Annotated in this window: 15 protein-coding genes; 6 read left to right on the top strand and 9 right to left on the bottom strand. The window is 72.5% G+C overall.

Annotated elements, in window-relative coordinates; all coding sequences use genetic code 11:
* Positions 1-265: 265 nt before the first annotated feature.
* From ACZ573_RS03585 to ACZ573_RS03570, 4 genes are all read left to right on the top strand, one after another.
* Positions 266-1,468 (top strand): NAD(P)-dependent malic enzyme, encoded by a 1,203-nt coding sequence (locus tag ACZ573_RS03585; RefSeq protein WP_373041019.1) that lies wholly within the window; start codon positions 266-268, stop codon positions 1,466-1,468.
* A gap of 228 nt (positions 1,469-1,696) precedes the next feature.
* Positions 1,697-2,659 carry a zinc-binding dehydrogenase gene (locus ACZ573_RS03580; protein WP_471298415.1) on the top strand — a complete coding sequence of 321 codons (963 nt, stop codon included), beginning with the start codon at positions 1,697-1,699 and terminating at the stop codon, positions 2,657-2,659.
* 58 nt (positions 2,660-2,717) lie between these two features.
* Positions 2,718-2,927, top strand: a complete 210-nt coding sequence (locus ACZ573_RS03575) for a helix-turn-helix domain-containing protein (protein ID WP_030013034.1) — start codon at positions 2,718-2,720, stop codon at positions 2,925-2,927.
* Entirely contained in the window at positions 2,927-3,499 is a 573-nt protein-coding gene (locus ACZ573_RS03570; RefSeq protein WP_471298412.1) for a Clp protease N-terminal domain-containing protein, read from the top strand. The genes ACZ573_RS03575 and ACZ573_RS03570 overlap by 1 nt, the downstream gene beginning before the upstream one ends.
* 109 nt (positions 3,500-3,608) lie before the next feature.
* Here the strand turns inward: ACZ573_RS03570 and ACZ573_RS03565 are convergent, their stop codons facing one another.
* A complete protein-coding gene (locus ACZ573_RS03565) occupies positions 3,609-4,547 on the bottom strand; it encodes a PadR family transcriptional regulator (RefSeq protein WP_471298409.1) in 939 nt (312 codons plus the stop codon).
* Position 4,548: 1 nt separating this feature from the next.
* On the bottom strand, positions 4,549-5,493 hold the full coding sequence (locus ACZ573_RS03560) for a DUF4097 family beta strand repeat-containing protein (protein WP_471298406.1): 945 nt from the start codon (positions 5,491-5,493) through the stop codon (positions 4,549-4,551).
* Between the two features lie 154 nt (positions 5,494-5,647).
* Between ACZ573_RS03560 and ACZ573_RS03555 the strand changes: the two genes are divergently transcribed.
* Positions 5,648-6,457, top strand: a complete 810-nt coding sequence (locus tag ACZ573_RS03555; protein ID WP_471299057.1) for a hypothetical protein — start codon at positions 5,648-5,650, stop codon at positions 6,455-6,457.
* A gap of 25 nt (positions 6,458-6,482) precedes the next feature.
* Here the strand turns inward: ACZ573_RS03555 and ACZ573_RS03550 are convergent, their stop codons facing one another.
* The 3 genes from ACZ573_RS03550 to ACZ573_RS03540 form a co-directional block, all read right to left on the bottom strand.
* A complete protein-coding gene (locus ACZ573_RS03550; protein WP_471298403.1) occupies positions 6,483-7,592 on the bottom strand; it encodes a CU044_5270 family protein in 1,110 nt (369 codons plus the stop codon).
* On the bottom strand, positions 7,589-8,218 hold the full coding sequence (locus ACZ573_RS03545; protein WP_471298401.1) for an RNA polymerase sigma factor: 630 nt from the start codon (positions 8,216-8,218) through the stop codon (positions 7,589-7,591). Before ACZ573_RS03545 ends, ACZ573_RS03550 begins: the two co-directional genes overlap by 4 nt.
* A gap of 140 nt (positions 8,219-8,358) precedes the next feature.
* Positions 8,359-9,294 (bottom strand): LysR family transcriptional regulator, encoded by a 936-nt coding sequence (locus tag ACZ573_RS03540; protein WP_471298398.1) that lies wholly within the window; start codon positions 9,292-9,294, stop codon positions 8,359-8,361.
* A 209-nt stretch (positions 9,295-9,503) separates the two neighbouring features.
* Here ACZ573_RS03540 and snpA point away from each other — a divergent pair, with 209 nt between their 5' ends.
* A complete protein-coding gene (gene snpA / locus ACZ573_RS03535) occupies positions 9,504-10,172 on the top strand; it encodes a snapalysin (RefSeq protein WP_471298395.1) in 669 nt (222 codons plus the stop codon).
* Between the two features lies 1 nt (position 10,173).
* Here snpA and ACZ573_RS03530 read toward each other — a convergent pair whose 3' ends face one another.
* The 4 genes from ACZ573_RS03530 to ACZ573_RS03515 all read right to left on the bottom strand — a co-directional run bounded on the left by ACZ573_RS03530 (position 10,174) and on the right by ACZ573_RS03515 (position 13,742).
* Positions 10,174-10,377: a hypothetical protein gene (locus ACZ573_RS03530; protein WP_471298393.1), complete on the bottom strand. Its 204-nt coding sequence runs from the start codon at positions 10,375-10,377 to the stop codon at positions 10,174-10,176.
* Positions 10,378-10,540: 163 nt separating this feature from the next.
* A complete protein-coding gene (locus ACZ573_RS03525; protein ID WP_471298390.1) occupies positions 10,541-11,134 on the bottom strand; it encodes a GNAT family N-acetyltransferase in 594 nt (197 codons plus the stop codon).
* Positions 11,135-11,286: 152 nt separating this feature from the next.
* Entirely contained in the window at positions 11,287-12,345 is a 1,059-nt protein-coding gene (locus tag ACZ573_RS03520) for a family 2 encapsulin nanocompartment cargo protein polyprenyl transferase (RefSeq protein ID WP_471299055.1), read from the bottom strand.
* Complete coding sequence (locus tag ACZ573_RS03515; RefSeq protein WP_471298388.1) at positions 12,336-13,742, bottom strand: family 2B encapsulin nanocompartment shell protein; 1,407 nt, start codon at positions 13,740-13,742, stop codon at positions 12,336-12,338. Before ACZ573_RS03515 ends, ACZ573_RS03520 begins: the two co-directional genes overlap by 10 nt.
* Positions 13,743-14,111: the final 369 nt, after the last annotated feature.

The raw sequence follows: 14,111 nt of genomic DNA, 5'->3' as shown, positions 1-14,111 counted from the left end.
TTTGGACTTTTCGCCAAAAGCCGGGCAAGGGACCTACAGTTGAGCGGGAATCGACTCGTCTGGGCGAGCGTTCTTCGGGTAGAACAGATCCTTACACCCCTCATCCGGGGCTCAGGGCGCGCGTGCGGCGCGCCCGCGCGTACGAAACCTCCCCTTCGCGGAGACGGGCCAACCGTTGACGCGGAGCACGGACGCGGTGCCCGCCCACCCCTTAACCAGGAGTGGCCACCCTCAACGATTCAAAGGACTTAAGGGGTCACACGAAGTGGCAGCGGAAATCTTCAACCCTCGCAGTGACAGCGTCACGGACAACAACCCGGACGCGGTGTTCGCGCTGCACCGGGGCGGCAAGATGGCCATCCAGGCCACAGTGCCGGTCACCAACAAGGATGACCTTTCCCTCGCGTACACGCCCGGCGTGGCGAAGGTGTGCAGCGCCATCGCCGAGCAGCCGGAGCTGGTGAACGAGTACACCTGGAAGTCCAACGTGGTCGCCGTCGTCACCGACGGTACGGCCGTGCTCGGACTCGGTGACATCGGTCCCGAGGCCTCCCTCCCGGTGATGGAGGGCAAGGCGATCCTCTTCAAGCAGTTCGGCGGCGTGGACGCGGTTCCGATCGCGCTCGCCACCAAGGACACGGACGAGATCATCGAGACGGTCATCCGTCTCGCCCCGTCCTTTGGCGGGGTGAACCTGGAGGACATCTCCGCGCCCCGCTGCTTCGAGATCGAGCGCCGCCTCCAGGAGGCGCTGGACATCCCGATCTTCCACGACGACCAGCACGGCACCGCCATCGTGACGCTCGCCGCGCTGCGCAACGCCGCGAAGCTGACGGGTCGCACCCTCGGAGACCTGCGCGCCGTGATCTCGGGTGCCGGCGCAGCCGGTATCGCCATCGCCAAGATCCTGGTGGACGCGGGCATCGGCGACGTCTGCGTCACCGACCGCAAGGGCGTCGTGTCCGCGGACCGCTCCGACCTGACGGACGTCAAGGCGGAGATCGCGGGTCTGACCAACAAGACCGGCCAGACGGGCTCCCTGGAGACCGCACTGAACGGCGCGGACGTCTTCATCGGCGTCTCCGGCGGTACGGTCCCGGAGGAGGCGGTGGCCTCGATGGCGAAGGACGCGTTCGTCTTCGCCATGGCCAACCCGAACCCGGAGGTCCACCCCGACGTCGCGCACAAGTACGCGGCGGTCGTGGCGACGGGCCGTTCGGACTTCCCGAACCAGATCAACAACGTGCTGGCGTTCCCGGGCATCTTCGCGGGCGCCCTCAAGGTGCGCGCCACCCGGATCACCGAGGGCATGAAGATCGCCGCCGCCGACGCCATCGCCGGCGTCGTGGGTGACGAGCTCGCCGCCGACTACGTGATCCCGTCGCCGTTCGACGAGCGCGTGGCGGAGGCCGTCGCCAACGCCGTGGCCGCCGCGGCCAAGGCCGACGGAGTGGCCCGTCTGGTCTGAGACCGGACCTGAGCCGTACGAGAAAAGGCCCGACCGGATCCCCGGCCGGGTCTTTCCGTTCCGCACAGCGCGCTCGCCACCTGTACCGGAATCGCGCCCGGCGGCCCGTTCTCGCCTCCCGCCGGGGGCCGGCGCGGCCGGGGTGAGCCGGGTGGCTGAGACGAAGGCCTCAGGAGGGCGGTCCCCGAGAGACTGGAACCCGCCCCTACCGAGCGGTAGCGTCGCCGCATGTTCGCTGCCTACGCCGCCCGAATCGACCGTGACCAGCCGCTGAACGGCCTTGAGCTGGGCGACCGCCCGGCCCCCGAGGCCCGGCCGGGCTGGGTGACCGTGAACGTCAGGGCCGCCTCCCTCAACCACCACGACCTGTGGTCGCTGCGCGGGGTCGGCCTCGGCGAGGAAAGACTCCCGATGATCCTCGGCTGCGACGCCGCCGGGATCGACCAGGACGGCAACGAGGTCGTCCTGCACTCCGTGATCGGCCAGAGCGGCCACGGGGTCGGCCCGGACGAGCCGCGCTCGATCCTGACCGAGCGCTACCAGGGGACCTTCGCCGAGCAGGTGACCGTCCCCGCCTGGAACGTGCTGCGCAAGCCCGCCGAGCTGACCTTCGAGGAGGCCGCCTGCCTTCCGACGGCCTGGCTGACGGCGTACCGAATGCTGTTCACCAACGCCGGGGTCCGCCCCGGGGACTCCGTCCTGGTGCAGGGCGCCGGCGGCGGTGTCGCGACCGCCGCGATCGCCCTCGGCAAGGCGGCCGGCCTGCGGGTGTTCGCCACGAGCCGGGACGAGGCCAAGCGCAAGCGGGCCGTGGAGCTGGGCGCGGCGGAGGCGTTCGAGCCGGGTGCGCGGCTGCCGCAGCGGGTGGACGCGGTGATCGAGACGGTGGGCGCCGCCACCTGGTCGCACTCCGTGAAGTCCCTGCGCCCGGGCGGCACCCTGGTGATCTCCGGCGCCACGAGCGGCGACCGCCCCGCGCACGCCGAGCTGACCCGGATCTTCTTCCTGGAGCTGAAGGTGGTCGGCTCGACGATGGGCTCGAAGGACGAGCTGGAGGACCTGCTCGCCTTCTGCGCGAACACCGGGCTGCGGCCGGTCATCGACGAGGTGCTGCCGCTGGACCGGGCGCGCGAGGGATTCGAGAAGCTCGCGTCGGGCGACCTCTTCGGCAAGATCGTCCTCACCCCCTGACCACCCTGGATGTCAACTGGGGTTGACGAACCTCCCGCGTCAACCTACATTGACATCCATGACCGAAGCCACTGATCTCGCCGAACGGGCCGGTGACCGCGACCCGCGCGTGGGCCTGCGTGCCGTGGCCGCCCTCCGGAGGCTGCTGGAGCAGCTGGAGGCCGTACAGGTACGCAGCGCCCGCGCGCAGGGGTGGTCCTGGCAGGAGATCGCGGCCGAGCTGGGCGTCAGCCGGCAGGCCGTGCACAAGAAATACGGGAGGCTCTGATGTTCGAACGCTTCACCCGCGACGCCCGGTCGACCGTGACCGGGGCGGTGACCGAGGCCCGGCAGGCCGGGGCGCCCACCGTCACCGAGGAGCACCTGCTGCTCTCCCTGCTGGCCCTGGGGACCCTGGATCCGCTCGGCGTGGACCGCGCGGTGGTGGCCGCCGACCTCACGGCGGCCCGCCGCCGGGGCGGCATGTCCAGGGCGGACGAGGAGGCGCTGGCCGGACTCGGCATCGACCTCACCGAGATCGTCTCCCGCATCGAGGAGACCCACGGCCGGGGCGCCCTCGCGACCCCCGCGCCCCGCAGGCGGACCCTGGGCGCCTCGATCCGCTCCGCCTTCGGCCGTGAGGTCGCGGACGACCGCACCGGCAGCTACCGGGTCCCCTTCACCGCGGGCGCGAAGAAGGTGCTGGAGCAGTCGCTGCGCATCGCGCTGGGCCGCAAGGACAACCACATCGGCACCCTGCACCTGCTGCTGGCCCTGCTCTCCCGCCCCGGCACCGTCTCCGAGGTCCTCTCGGACCACGGCATCACATACGGCACGGCCGAAACCGGCCTGGCGGCCTGACCGGCCGCCCGCACTTCCAGCCCCGCCGTGGGGCGCCTCCCAGCGGCAGCCGGGGGAGTTCGAGGCGCGGGGTCCGGGGCGGCGCCCCGGCAGCGGGCCCGCGGGCGAGCTACGGCCTGGCCCCGAACGTGGTGCCCAGCCGGCCCGCGGCAGCCTCCAGGTGGCGGCGCGCCTCGGCGACCTGGGCCACGGTCACCCCGCGGTCCCGCGCCGTATCGCGGACCTCGTCGCGGAAACGGTCCAGCAGCCGGTCCAGGTCACGCGCCGGGTCACCGGTGGGCGCGAGGTCCGCGGCCCAGTCCGAGGCCGCCGCCGCGTCCGCCCCGTCGACGCCGTCCACGCCGTCCAGGCCGTCCGCCGCAGTACGGGGCTCCGCGCCCGCCGGGGCCGTGGTCTGCGTACCGCCCCCGAGCCAGGCCCCGGCCAGACTGCCCAGGACGCCGCCGGACTTGGCGAACTGCTCCTGAAGCTGGCCCGCGATGCGCTGGACCTCCTCGCGGGCCCGCTCCTGGGCCTCCTTGGCCTGGCGGCGGGCCTGCTGAGCCTCCTCGCGGGCGCGGCGGCTCTCGTCCTTCGCCCGCCGCGCCTGTTCCTTCCACTCCTGCCGTGCCTTGCGCAGGTCCTCCTTGGCGGCCTTCCAGGACTCGTCCTCGACCTGGGTCGCCGACGCCGAGGCCGCGGCCCGCATCTCGCGGCGCAGGTCACCCGCCGCGCCCCGGACGTCGTCGCGGATCTCGGCGGCGAGCTCGGTGACCGAGTCGCGGATCTCCAGCTCCAGGTCGGCCAGTTCGCCGCCGCGGTCGGCCAGTTCGGCCCGGCCGGCATCGGTGATCGAGTACACCTTGCGCCCGCCCTCGGTGGCGTGCGTGACCAGGCCCTCGGCCTCCAGCTTCGCCAGCCGCGGGTACACGGTGCCCGCGGAGGGCGCGTACAGGCCCTGGAAGCGCTCCTCCAGCAGGCGGATCACCTCGTACCCGTGGCGCGGGGCCTCGTCCAGCAGCTTGAGGAGGTACAGGCGGAGTCGGCCGTGGGCGAAGACGGGCGGCATGTCAGAGCACCTTCTTGTCGAGCTCGAGGGGGGCGGCGGGGCGGTCCGCGTCGGCCTGGGGGCGGCGCAGCAGGGCGATCGAGCCGGAGACCGTGGTCGCCCGCAGGGTGCCGGCTCCGGAGCCGAGGGTTCCGGTGATCCGCTTGGCGCCCAACTGACCGGAGACCCGCAGGTCCTCGAAGGCGTTGGAGACGCGGCCGGTGGCGGTGTTGGCCTCGACCTTGGCGTCGGCGGGGTGCGGGAGGCGGATCGCGACCTGCCCGGAGACGGAGTTGAGGAAGATGTCCACCGGCTCGGGGTGGGCGGGGTCCGCGGCGAGGTCGATCAGCATGTCGCCGCTGACCGAGTCGGCCCGCACGTTGCCGCCTGAGCCGTCGACCACCGTCAGGCCGCCGGAGACGGAGTGGAAGCCGAACTCGCCGGAGACGGACTGGGCCTCGACGCTGCCGGAGACGGTGTGCGCCTTGACCCGGCCGGACAGCCCGACGAGCGTGGCGTCACCGGAGACCCCGTTGACATCGGTGCCGCCGGAGATGCCGGAGACGAAGACGGCGGCGCCGACCGCAGCCACGTGGACCTGGGTGGCGGCGGGCACGGTGAGGGTGATCGCGACGCTGCGCTCCCAGGCCTTGCGACCCGAGGCGGAACCGGCCCAGGCCTTCCACGGCTTGGTCTCGAACCACTGCTTGAGGCCCTGGGCGCCGTTCCAGGGCAGGTCCTCGTAGGAGACGGTGAGCGTGCCGCCGTCCTGCACGACGTACAGCGGCGGGCCGTCCACCTCGGTCACCTCCAGGCGGGCCGGGCCCTCCTCGGCGGCGACCACGTTCACCGTGCCGCTCACGAGGCGGACGCGGAGCTCGGTCACCGGCTCCTCGAAGGTGAGCTTCTGCGGTTCGTCGAAGTGCCACGTCGACGGCGACGACGACTCGGGCGACTGCTCTGCCATGGTGCTGATCCTCCTCGTGCGTTCACGGACCGGGCTCGACGCACGCAACATATCGCGTCTTCTGTTAACACGATATATCGCGGTTGAGGGAAGTCAAGCGCCCTCCCGAAAACCCACGTTTCGGGGCGTTTTGCACTATTGTGTGGGCATGTCAATATCCAGGGCCGCGACCGGCGGAATGCTGCTCTGCCGCGCCGAACCCCTTGCCGTCCGGCCCCCGGCACACCTGTTGCGCGTACGCCTGCTGCTCGCCCCGGCGGGCGCGTGGAGCGTGCTCGTCCCCGAGGCCAAGCCGTGGCGGGACGGCCCGGAGTCCGTGCGGGAGGTCCTCTCCGGCTGGGGCTCGGCGATCGCGGTCGGCACCGACCGGCCGGTGCTGAGCCTGTGGTGGGAGGACGGCCGGACCGGATTCGCCCTGGCCGGCGGATTCCGGCGGACCGTCACCTACGCGTGGGACGCGGCGGGGCGCCCGGCCGGCGAGCCCGACGCCATGCGGGCCCTGTCGGCGCGGCTCGGCCTGGACCCCGTCCTCGACCTGGAGGAACTGGAGCGCCTCACCCGCGCCGGCGCCGACCCCGCCGTGGACGGGGAGGCCCGGCTGCTCGCGCTGGTCGCCCTGCTCACGCGCGCCGGACTGGCCCTGCCGCCCGGGCTCGCCCCGGGCGAATCGGCCGACCGGCTGCGGGGTGCGGCCCGGGTGGCTCCCGGCGTGGAGACGCTGGAGTGGTCCGGCTGGCGCGACGCGGTACGGGCCGAGCTCGACGCGGTGGAGCAGGGCCCGCTCGGCCCGTGGGTCCGCGGCCCGAGGGCCCGGCTGCTGGGCGCGGCCCAAGTGGCGGCCGGCGCACCCCTGCTGGCCTGGGCGGCCCACCGCCGCAGCCCGGGCTGGGCTGCGGCGGGCGCGGTCCTGCTGGCGCACGGGACCGCGTCCCTGGCGTACGACCGGGCGCGGGCGCGGCGCTAGGGGGGTGCCTTGTCGCCGGGCCGGATCAGCGGGCCGTGGGCGGCAGTTCCTTGATCCGGTCGACGACCGTACGGGTCATGACGGCGCTGGTGTACACGACCGTGCCGGGCTTGATCAGGCCCTGTTCGCCGGACTCGCCCTGCACCTGGACGCTGCGCTCACCGAGGAAGGTGAGGGTCTGGCGGTCGAAGATCCACTCCTCGCGCTGGCCACTGTGCTCGTCGAGCCGGGCGACCGCGATGCCGCTGCGGCCCGCGGCGTCGACCGCGTCGTCGACCATCACCACGCCGGGGATCTTCGCCGCCGCCCGGTAGAGCGCGGTCGTGAGCTCGGCCGGCGGGTAGCTGCCGCGCAGCAGGTCGCCGATCGTGGTGAAAGCCTCCTGGTCGGGGCCGTTGCCCATGCCCTTGGTCTCCTCGTAGATCCGCCGGAGCAGCACGTCGGGGTCGGTGGGCAGGGTGGCGAGGTAGTTGTGGGTGGGCGCGTTCAGGTACGGCGTCGGGGTGTTGCCCTTCTCGTCGGGGCCCGCCAGGGTCACGCCCTCCGGTCCGGTGTTGCCGGGCTCGATCAGCCAGCCCTTGGTGCCGTCCGGGGAGTTCCACTGGTGGCGCATGTGCAGCGGCTGGCTGACCAGGGTGCTCTTGTGGCCCACGGTCTTCACATAGGTGTTGGCCGCCTTGCTGCCGATGTAGATGAACTGGTCCGCGCGCACGGCCGGGCCGGAGACGGAGGCGGAGGCCAGCGAGATCCGGTCCAGGAGCTGCGGCGCCCCCTTGGGGTCGGCCGCGCCGATCCGGGTGGTCAGCGCCGGGCCGGTGGCGGCGGTGGAACCGGGTCCGTCCGCTGCGCCCCGGTCCAGGTAGGAGACGAAGCCGACGGCGAGCGCTCCGGCCAGCGCGAACGCGGCGGCGGGCACGAGGACCGCCCGGCGCAGGAACGGGTTGCGCGGCCCGGTGACACGGGTGGGGGCCGGGGTGGCGACGTCGGCGGTTCGGAGGTCTTCGTGGATCTGGGCCATCAGGCGCTCCTTGTGGAACTGGTGGCGGCCCGCGGGCAGTTCCCGTTCGGCGAACGGCAGAAGGAGCGGGTGCTCCTCCCCGCCGGCCGGGCGGGGCCGGGAGAGGTCGGGGTTCATCGGGTTCCTTCCTGTGCGGACCGGACCGTGTTCGTGCGGTCGCCATATGTCTGTCGGGGCCGAGCCGCGGGTTCCCGTTTTTTCTTCTTCAGTTCTGTTTCAGCGAGTTTGCGTAGCTTCGTACGGGCCCGAGACAGCCTGGAACGGACGGTTCCGACCGGGATGCCGAGCACTTGGGCGGCTTCCGCGTACTCCAGCCCCTCCCCCAGACACAGCAGGAGGACCTCGCGTTCGGGTCCGCGCAGCGCACTCAGCTGCCCGAGCGTGGCCGCGATCTGCCGCCGGTCGTCCAGCCGGCCGGCCACCTCCTCGGCGTGGTCGGGCACGGACGCGGCACCGGCCGCCGCCGTGGCGGCGGCAGCCGCGGCCCGGTAGCGCCGGTTGCTGCGGCAGTGGTTGCGGGCGAGGTTGGTGGCGATGCCCAGCAGCCAGGGCCGCAGCGAGCCGCCCTCGGGGTCGATCGTGCCGCGCAGCCGCCATGCCTCCAGGAAGGCGGCCGACATGACGTCCTCCGCGGCGGCCCAGTCGCCGGTCATCCGGAAGGCGTGGTTGTAGAGGGTGCGGGCGTAGCTGTCGAACAGCTCCGCGTAGGCGTCCGGATCCCCGGACCGCACCCGGGTTCGCATCTCTGTCGTCACTCCTGTCGGCTGTCCGGCACCCGGGGCGGAGTTCCCGTGACCTGCGTCACGTCCGCCGCGGAGCGGTTGGCCGCCGGCGGGGTCCGGACCGGAGGGGACGACCTGGGGGAGCGCCCGTGCGGGCCCGGCTACGCCGCCTCCAGCAGCGGACTCGCGTGGTGGTGGAGCCAGGCCCGGTACGGGGGCGTCCGCAGGGCGGCCTCGCGATAGGCGGCGCGCAGGTCCTCGTAGACCTCCGCGTGCGCGCCCGGCCTGGTGGCCAGGAGCAGGCGCACGGCGAGGGGGTCCCCGCAGAGCGGCCGGATCGCCATGTCCTCGCGCGGCCCGGAGGTCGGCTGGCACGGGGCGACGGCCTCGCCGGAGATGATCAGCGAGGTCGCCGTGTGGTAGTCGGCGTGCAGCACCGGCGGGTCGAGTCCGGCTCCGGCGAAGACCCGGCGCAGGCCGTCCCACTCGCCGTCGACCGAGGGGTCGACCATCCAGCGGTCGGCGGCCAGGTCCCGTAAGGAGACCACCGCCTGCCCGGCGGCCGGATGGTCCCGGGACATCGACACGAACTGCGGTTCCCGTTCCATCAGTACGTGCATCTGCAGCTCGGGCGGCACCCGCAGCGGGCTGCCCTCCACCTCGTGCACGAACGCCACGTCCAGCTGTCCCGCGGCGACCATCCTGAGCAGCGCGTTGGCGGAGACGTCGACCACGAGCGAGGTCTCGGTGTCCGGAAGCCGCCGGTGGATGCGCCGCAGCCAGCCCGGCAGCGCGCTGCTGGCGGTGGAGCCGATGCGCAGCCGCGAGGCGTGGGCCAGTTCGCGGGCCTCCGCGACCAGCGCGGCCATCTCGGCGAGCAGCGGGCGGGCGCGGCCCAGCACGGTCCGGCCGAAGGGGGTGGGCCGGCAGCCGGTCCGCTCGCGCAGGAACAGCTCGCCGTCGAGGGCCCGTTCGATGCGGCGCAGCTGGGTCGTCAGGGAGGGCTGGCTCACGCCGAGTTGCCGGGCGGCCTTGTGCAGGCTTCCGGCGTCGGCGATGGCGCACAGCGCGCGCAGGTGCCTGACCTCAAGCTCCATGCCCCGAGGGTAGGCCGGTCACCGCTGACCGCACCAGCCACCGATAGCCCCCCGAATCCCGCCATTCTCACGCTAGTTGGGCTGCCGAAATCTCCCCGATAGGTTCGCGTTATCGGGGAGTGACATCATCCGCCGGGCACTTCCCCTCCCGCAGACTCCGGTTCGAAAGACCACCCCCCACCGCACCGGACGAGTAGGAGCTCCCCCACATGCGCCACTCCCGTAAGGCCATGCTGGCCACGACCGTCGGCCTCGGCCTCGCCGCCACCCTCGGTGTCGTCCCCACCGCCACCGCCGCGCCCGCCCCCGTCGGAAACGCCGTGAGCTACGCCGCCTACGAGCGTTCGCCGGAGAACGACGCCGCGAACCGCGCGTTCTTCGAGGCCGTGCAGCGTTCGGTCGCCGAGCAGCGGGCCGCGAACCCGGGCGCCCTGGCCGTGACCGTCACGTACAACACCCGCAGTGCCCCGAGCTTCCGCAGCCAGATAGCCCGCTCCACGCAGATCTGGAACAGCTCGGTGGCCAACGTCAAGCTGCAGGAGGTGTCCTCGGGCGGGAACTTCTCGTACCGCGAGGGCAACGACTCACGTGGCTCGTACGCGAGCACCGACGGGCACGGCCGGGGTTACATCTTCCTGGACTACCGGCAGAACCAGCAGTACAACTCCACCCGGGTGACGGCGCACGAGACCGGCCACGTGCTGGGTCTGCCGGACCACTACTCGGGCCCGTGCAGCGAGCTGATGTCGGGTGGCGGCCCGGGCACCTCGTGCACGAACGCCAACCCGAACTCCGCCGAGCGGGCGCGCGTCAACCAGCTCTGGGCCAACGGCTTCGCCTCCGGTCTGGGTGCGAAGGATCTCGCCGCCAAGGGCTGAGTCACCGCTCCTCGGGCTCCGCGTAATCGGGGCAGTCGGGGTTCCGGCAGGGACCCCGGCCCCACACCGGGATGAAGATCCCGAGGGACTTGCGCCGCCTGACCACCGTGTCGACGCGGCGCCCGCACGCCGGGCACGTCTGCTGTTCGTGCCCGGCCTGCGGGGCCACCGTCTCGTGTGCGTGGTGCTGCTGTTCACCGGCCATACCTCCACGGTAGGCCGGTTCCGTGCGTTCGGCGGGTCGGCGCCCCGCGCGTAGGTGGTGGTCGGGGGGACCGCGATCGAGCGCGTGGCCACGTACCGCTTCAGGTGCGTACGGGCTCGTAACGCCCATCTGGCCTTCTTCCCCGGGACCCGACCCGCTGCTCTCAGCCGCGCGGCTTGCGCCACATCGGCCACATCAGCGGCCCGTCCGGAAGCCGTACCGCCTCTCCCGCGAACTCCCAGCCGAGCCGCTCGTACAGTCCCTTGCTGCGCTCGCTGCTCGCCTCCAGGTACGCCGGCACGCCCTCACGGTCGCAGCGCTCCAGCACCGGCCGGATCAGCTCGCTCCCCAGCCCCTGCCCCTGCCGGCCCGGGGCGACCGCGATCATCAGCAGGTACTCGTGCTCCTCCGCCGTCGGGTGCACCGCGCCCGTGAGGCGCCCGACCAGCTCGCACCGCTCGTTGTCCGGGTCCGCCACGGCCCGCATCCTCGCCGGGACCTCGTCCTCACCCTCGGCAACGCCCGCCGGGATCCGCAGCCACAGCGCGGCCGCCGAGCCGTCCACGGCGTAGTCGATCCGGCCCTCCTCCAGCGCCACGTCCACGAAGACGCCCAGGAACTTCCCGTGCACCGCGGCGCGGTGTTCCGGGTCCGGGAAGACCCAGCTGCTCACCGGGTCGGTACGGAAGGCTTCGTCGAGCAGCCGCGCCACGGCGTCCCGGTCCGACTGATCCGCCTGACGTATCTCCAGCACCACTGGTCACACCCTTCACTCACCCGTCAACAACCGTGGGTGATCCTAGAGTTGACACAGAGATGCGGTAAGGCCCGTTCCGGCACCGTGCGGTGCCGGAACGGGCCTCGCCCCCTCCCCCGGGCTCCCCCGAACGGCTCGCGCCCCCCGCGCGCTCACCTCGTACGGCGCGTCACGAACTCCGCGAGTGCCAGCAGCCCGCCCGCCGCCCCGAGGTCCGGAACGGCCCGGGACAGCTGCTGGACCGCCCGCCCCATCCGGTCCGCGGCCTGGGCCTGCGCCCAGTCGCGCCCGCCGGCCCGGTCCACCGCCTCGGCCGCCCGGCGTACGTCGTCCCCGGCCATGGGGCCCGCGTAGAGCGCGGCCAGCTCGGCCCCCGCCGCGGTGTCCGAGGTGAGGGCGGCCACGACCGGCAGGGACTTCTTGCGGGCGATCAGGTCGGCCCCGGCGGGCTTGCCGGTGTGCCCCGGATCCCCCCAGATGCCGATCAGGTCGTCGATCAGCTGGAAGGCCAGCCCGGCCTCCCTCCCGAAGGCGTCCATGGCGTCGACCTCGTCCGGCCCGGCCCCCGCGTACAGGGCGCCCAGCGCGCACGCGCAGCCCAGCAGCGCCCCGGTCTTGGCCGTGGCCATGGCCAGGCACTCGTCGAGCGTGACCTGGGGACGCTGCTCGAAGGCGCAGTCCGCCTGCTGGCCCGCGCACAGCTCGATGACACAGGCAGCGAGCCGGGCCGAGGCCGCCGCGGCGGCCGGATGCCGGTCCTCCGCGAGCAGCCGCAGCGCGAGCGCCATCATCGCGTCGCCCGTGATGATGGCGTCCGGTGTCCCGAAGACGGTCCAGGCCGTGGGCCGGCCCCGCCGCCGGACGTCCTTGTCGATGATGTCGTCGTGCAGCAGCGTGAAGTTGTGCGCCAGCTCCACGGCCGCCGCCGCCCGTACGGCCTCTTCGGCCGGGCCGGCCCCGGGACCGCGCAGGGCCTGGGCGGCGGCCAGCACCAGGGCCGGCCGGATGGCCTTCCCGGCCCCGCCCGAGGCGGGGCTGCCGTCCTCGTGCTCCCAGCCGAAGTGGTACATCGCCACGCGCCGCATCGAGCCCGGCAGGCTCTCGACCGTGCGGCGCAGCTGCGGGTCGACCGCTTCTCTCGTCCGTTCCAGCAGGGCCGCGGCGTCCTGGCCCTCACCGGTCGCGATGGCGTTCACCGCGGTCAGCGCCAGCGGCCGATCTCGACGTTCTCCAGCACGCCGAGCGCGTCCGGCACCAGCACCGCGGCGGAGAAGTACGCGGTGACCAGGTAGGAGATGATCGCCTGCTCGCTGATCCCCATGAAGCGGACCGACAGGCTCGGCTCGATCTCGTCCGGGATGCCCGGCTGGTGGAGCCCGATCACGCCCTGTTCGTCCTCGCCGGTGCGCATGCACAGGATGGACGTGGTGCGGGCGTCGCTGATCGGGATCTTGTTGCTCGGGAAGATCGGCACCCCGCGCCAGGCCGGCACCCGGTTGCCGCCGATGTCCACCGACTCCGGGTAGATGCCGCGCTTGTTGCACTCGCGGCCGAAGGCGGCGATCGCCTTGGGGTGCGCCAGGAACAGCTTGGAGCCGCGCCGCATGCTGAGCAGCTGGTCCATGTCGTCGGGGCTGGGCGCGCCGTCGTGCGGCTGGATGCGCTGGTCGTAGTCGGCGTTGTGGAGCAGGCCGAAGTCGCGGTTGTTGAGCATCTCGTGCTCCTGGCGCTCGCGCAGCGCCTCGACCGTGAGCCGCAACTGCTGCTCGGTCTGGTTCATCGGGTGGTTGTAGAGGTCGGCGACGCGGCTGTGCACGCGCAGGACCGTTTGTGCAATGGAGAGTTCGTACTCGCGCGGCCGGGCCTCGTAGTCCACGAAGGTGCCGGGGAGGACGGCCTCGCCCTGGTGGCCGGCGGAGAGCTCGATCGCGGCCTCGCCGTACTTGTTGGTCTCCCGGTCGGGCCGGGTCCGTACGTCCTCCACGTGCTCGCGCAGCGACTCGACCCGGTCGGCGAGGAGCTGGAAGTCCTGCCGGGACAGGGCGAGCGCGGTGCCGGACGTGGCGGCGCGGGCGGTGTACTCCCAAATCGATTCTTCATCGACGAGGGACTCGTCGCCGAAGTACGCGCCGTCGGCGACGGTCCCGAGGACGGCGTCCTCCCCGTAGGGGCCGGGGCCGATCTGGTCGATGCGGCCGTGGGCGAGGAGGAAGACCCGGTCGGCGGGGCTGCCGAAGGAGGTCAGTTCCTGGCCGGCCTCGAAGTCGATCTGCCGGCAGCGCTGGGCCAGTTCACCGAGGACGTCGAGGTCCTCGTAGTCGCGCAGCAGCGGGAGCTCGCCGAGCTCGGCCGGGATCACCTGGACCTGGGTGCCGGTCTTGATGAACTCCACGACGCCGTTGCCGACCGAGTAGCTCAGCCTGCGGTTGACGCGGTACGTGCCGCCCTGCACCGGCACCCACGGCAGCATCTTCAGGAGCCACCGCGAGGTGATCTCCTGCATCTGTGGCGCGGACTTGGTCGTGGTTGCCAAGTTCCGTGCGGCCGTCGTCCCAAGACTGCGCTGCGGTGTCTGGGCCTCGGACTCGGAACCTGCCTGGACCGACATGTCTTTCCCTTTCGATCACTCCATGGATCTGCGGGTGCAGCCTGTCAGTACGGAACGTGGTCGGACCATTACACAAAAGGGTGGGACTACTCCGTGCGGGCGCGGGGCACTCTCTGGGGTCACCCATCTCCCCCGAGCCCCATCCGCCCCACCCATCCCATCGTTTTCGGCCAAGCGCAGGCCCCCGCCGAACCGGTCCGGCAGAAGTCCGAACAGAAGTCCGCGCCAGCCTCGGCGTCACCCGCGAGCAGTACACGGTCGTCCACCAGCACCTCGGCCCGGACCTGTGGCTCGCATCGGCCTGATTCCTGGCCGGATCAGCTCGCTCACCGTACGAATGCACTAGCCGCGGAAGGGCTGCCTCCACTA

It is taken from the genome of Streptomyces sp. NPDC040545 (assembly GCF_055595065.1).
This window is presented reverse-complemented; position numbering and strand designations above follow the sequence as displayed.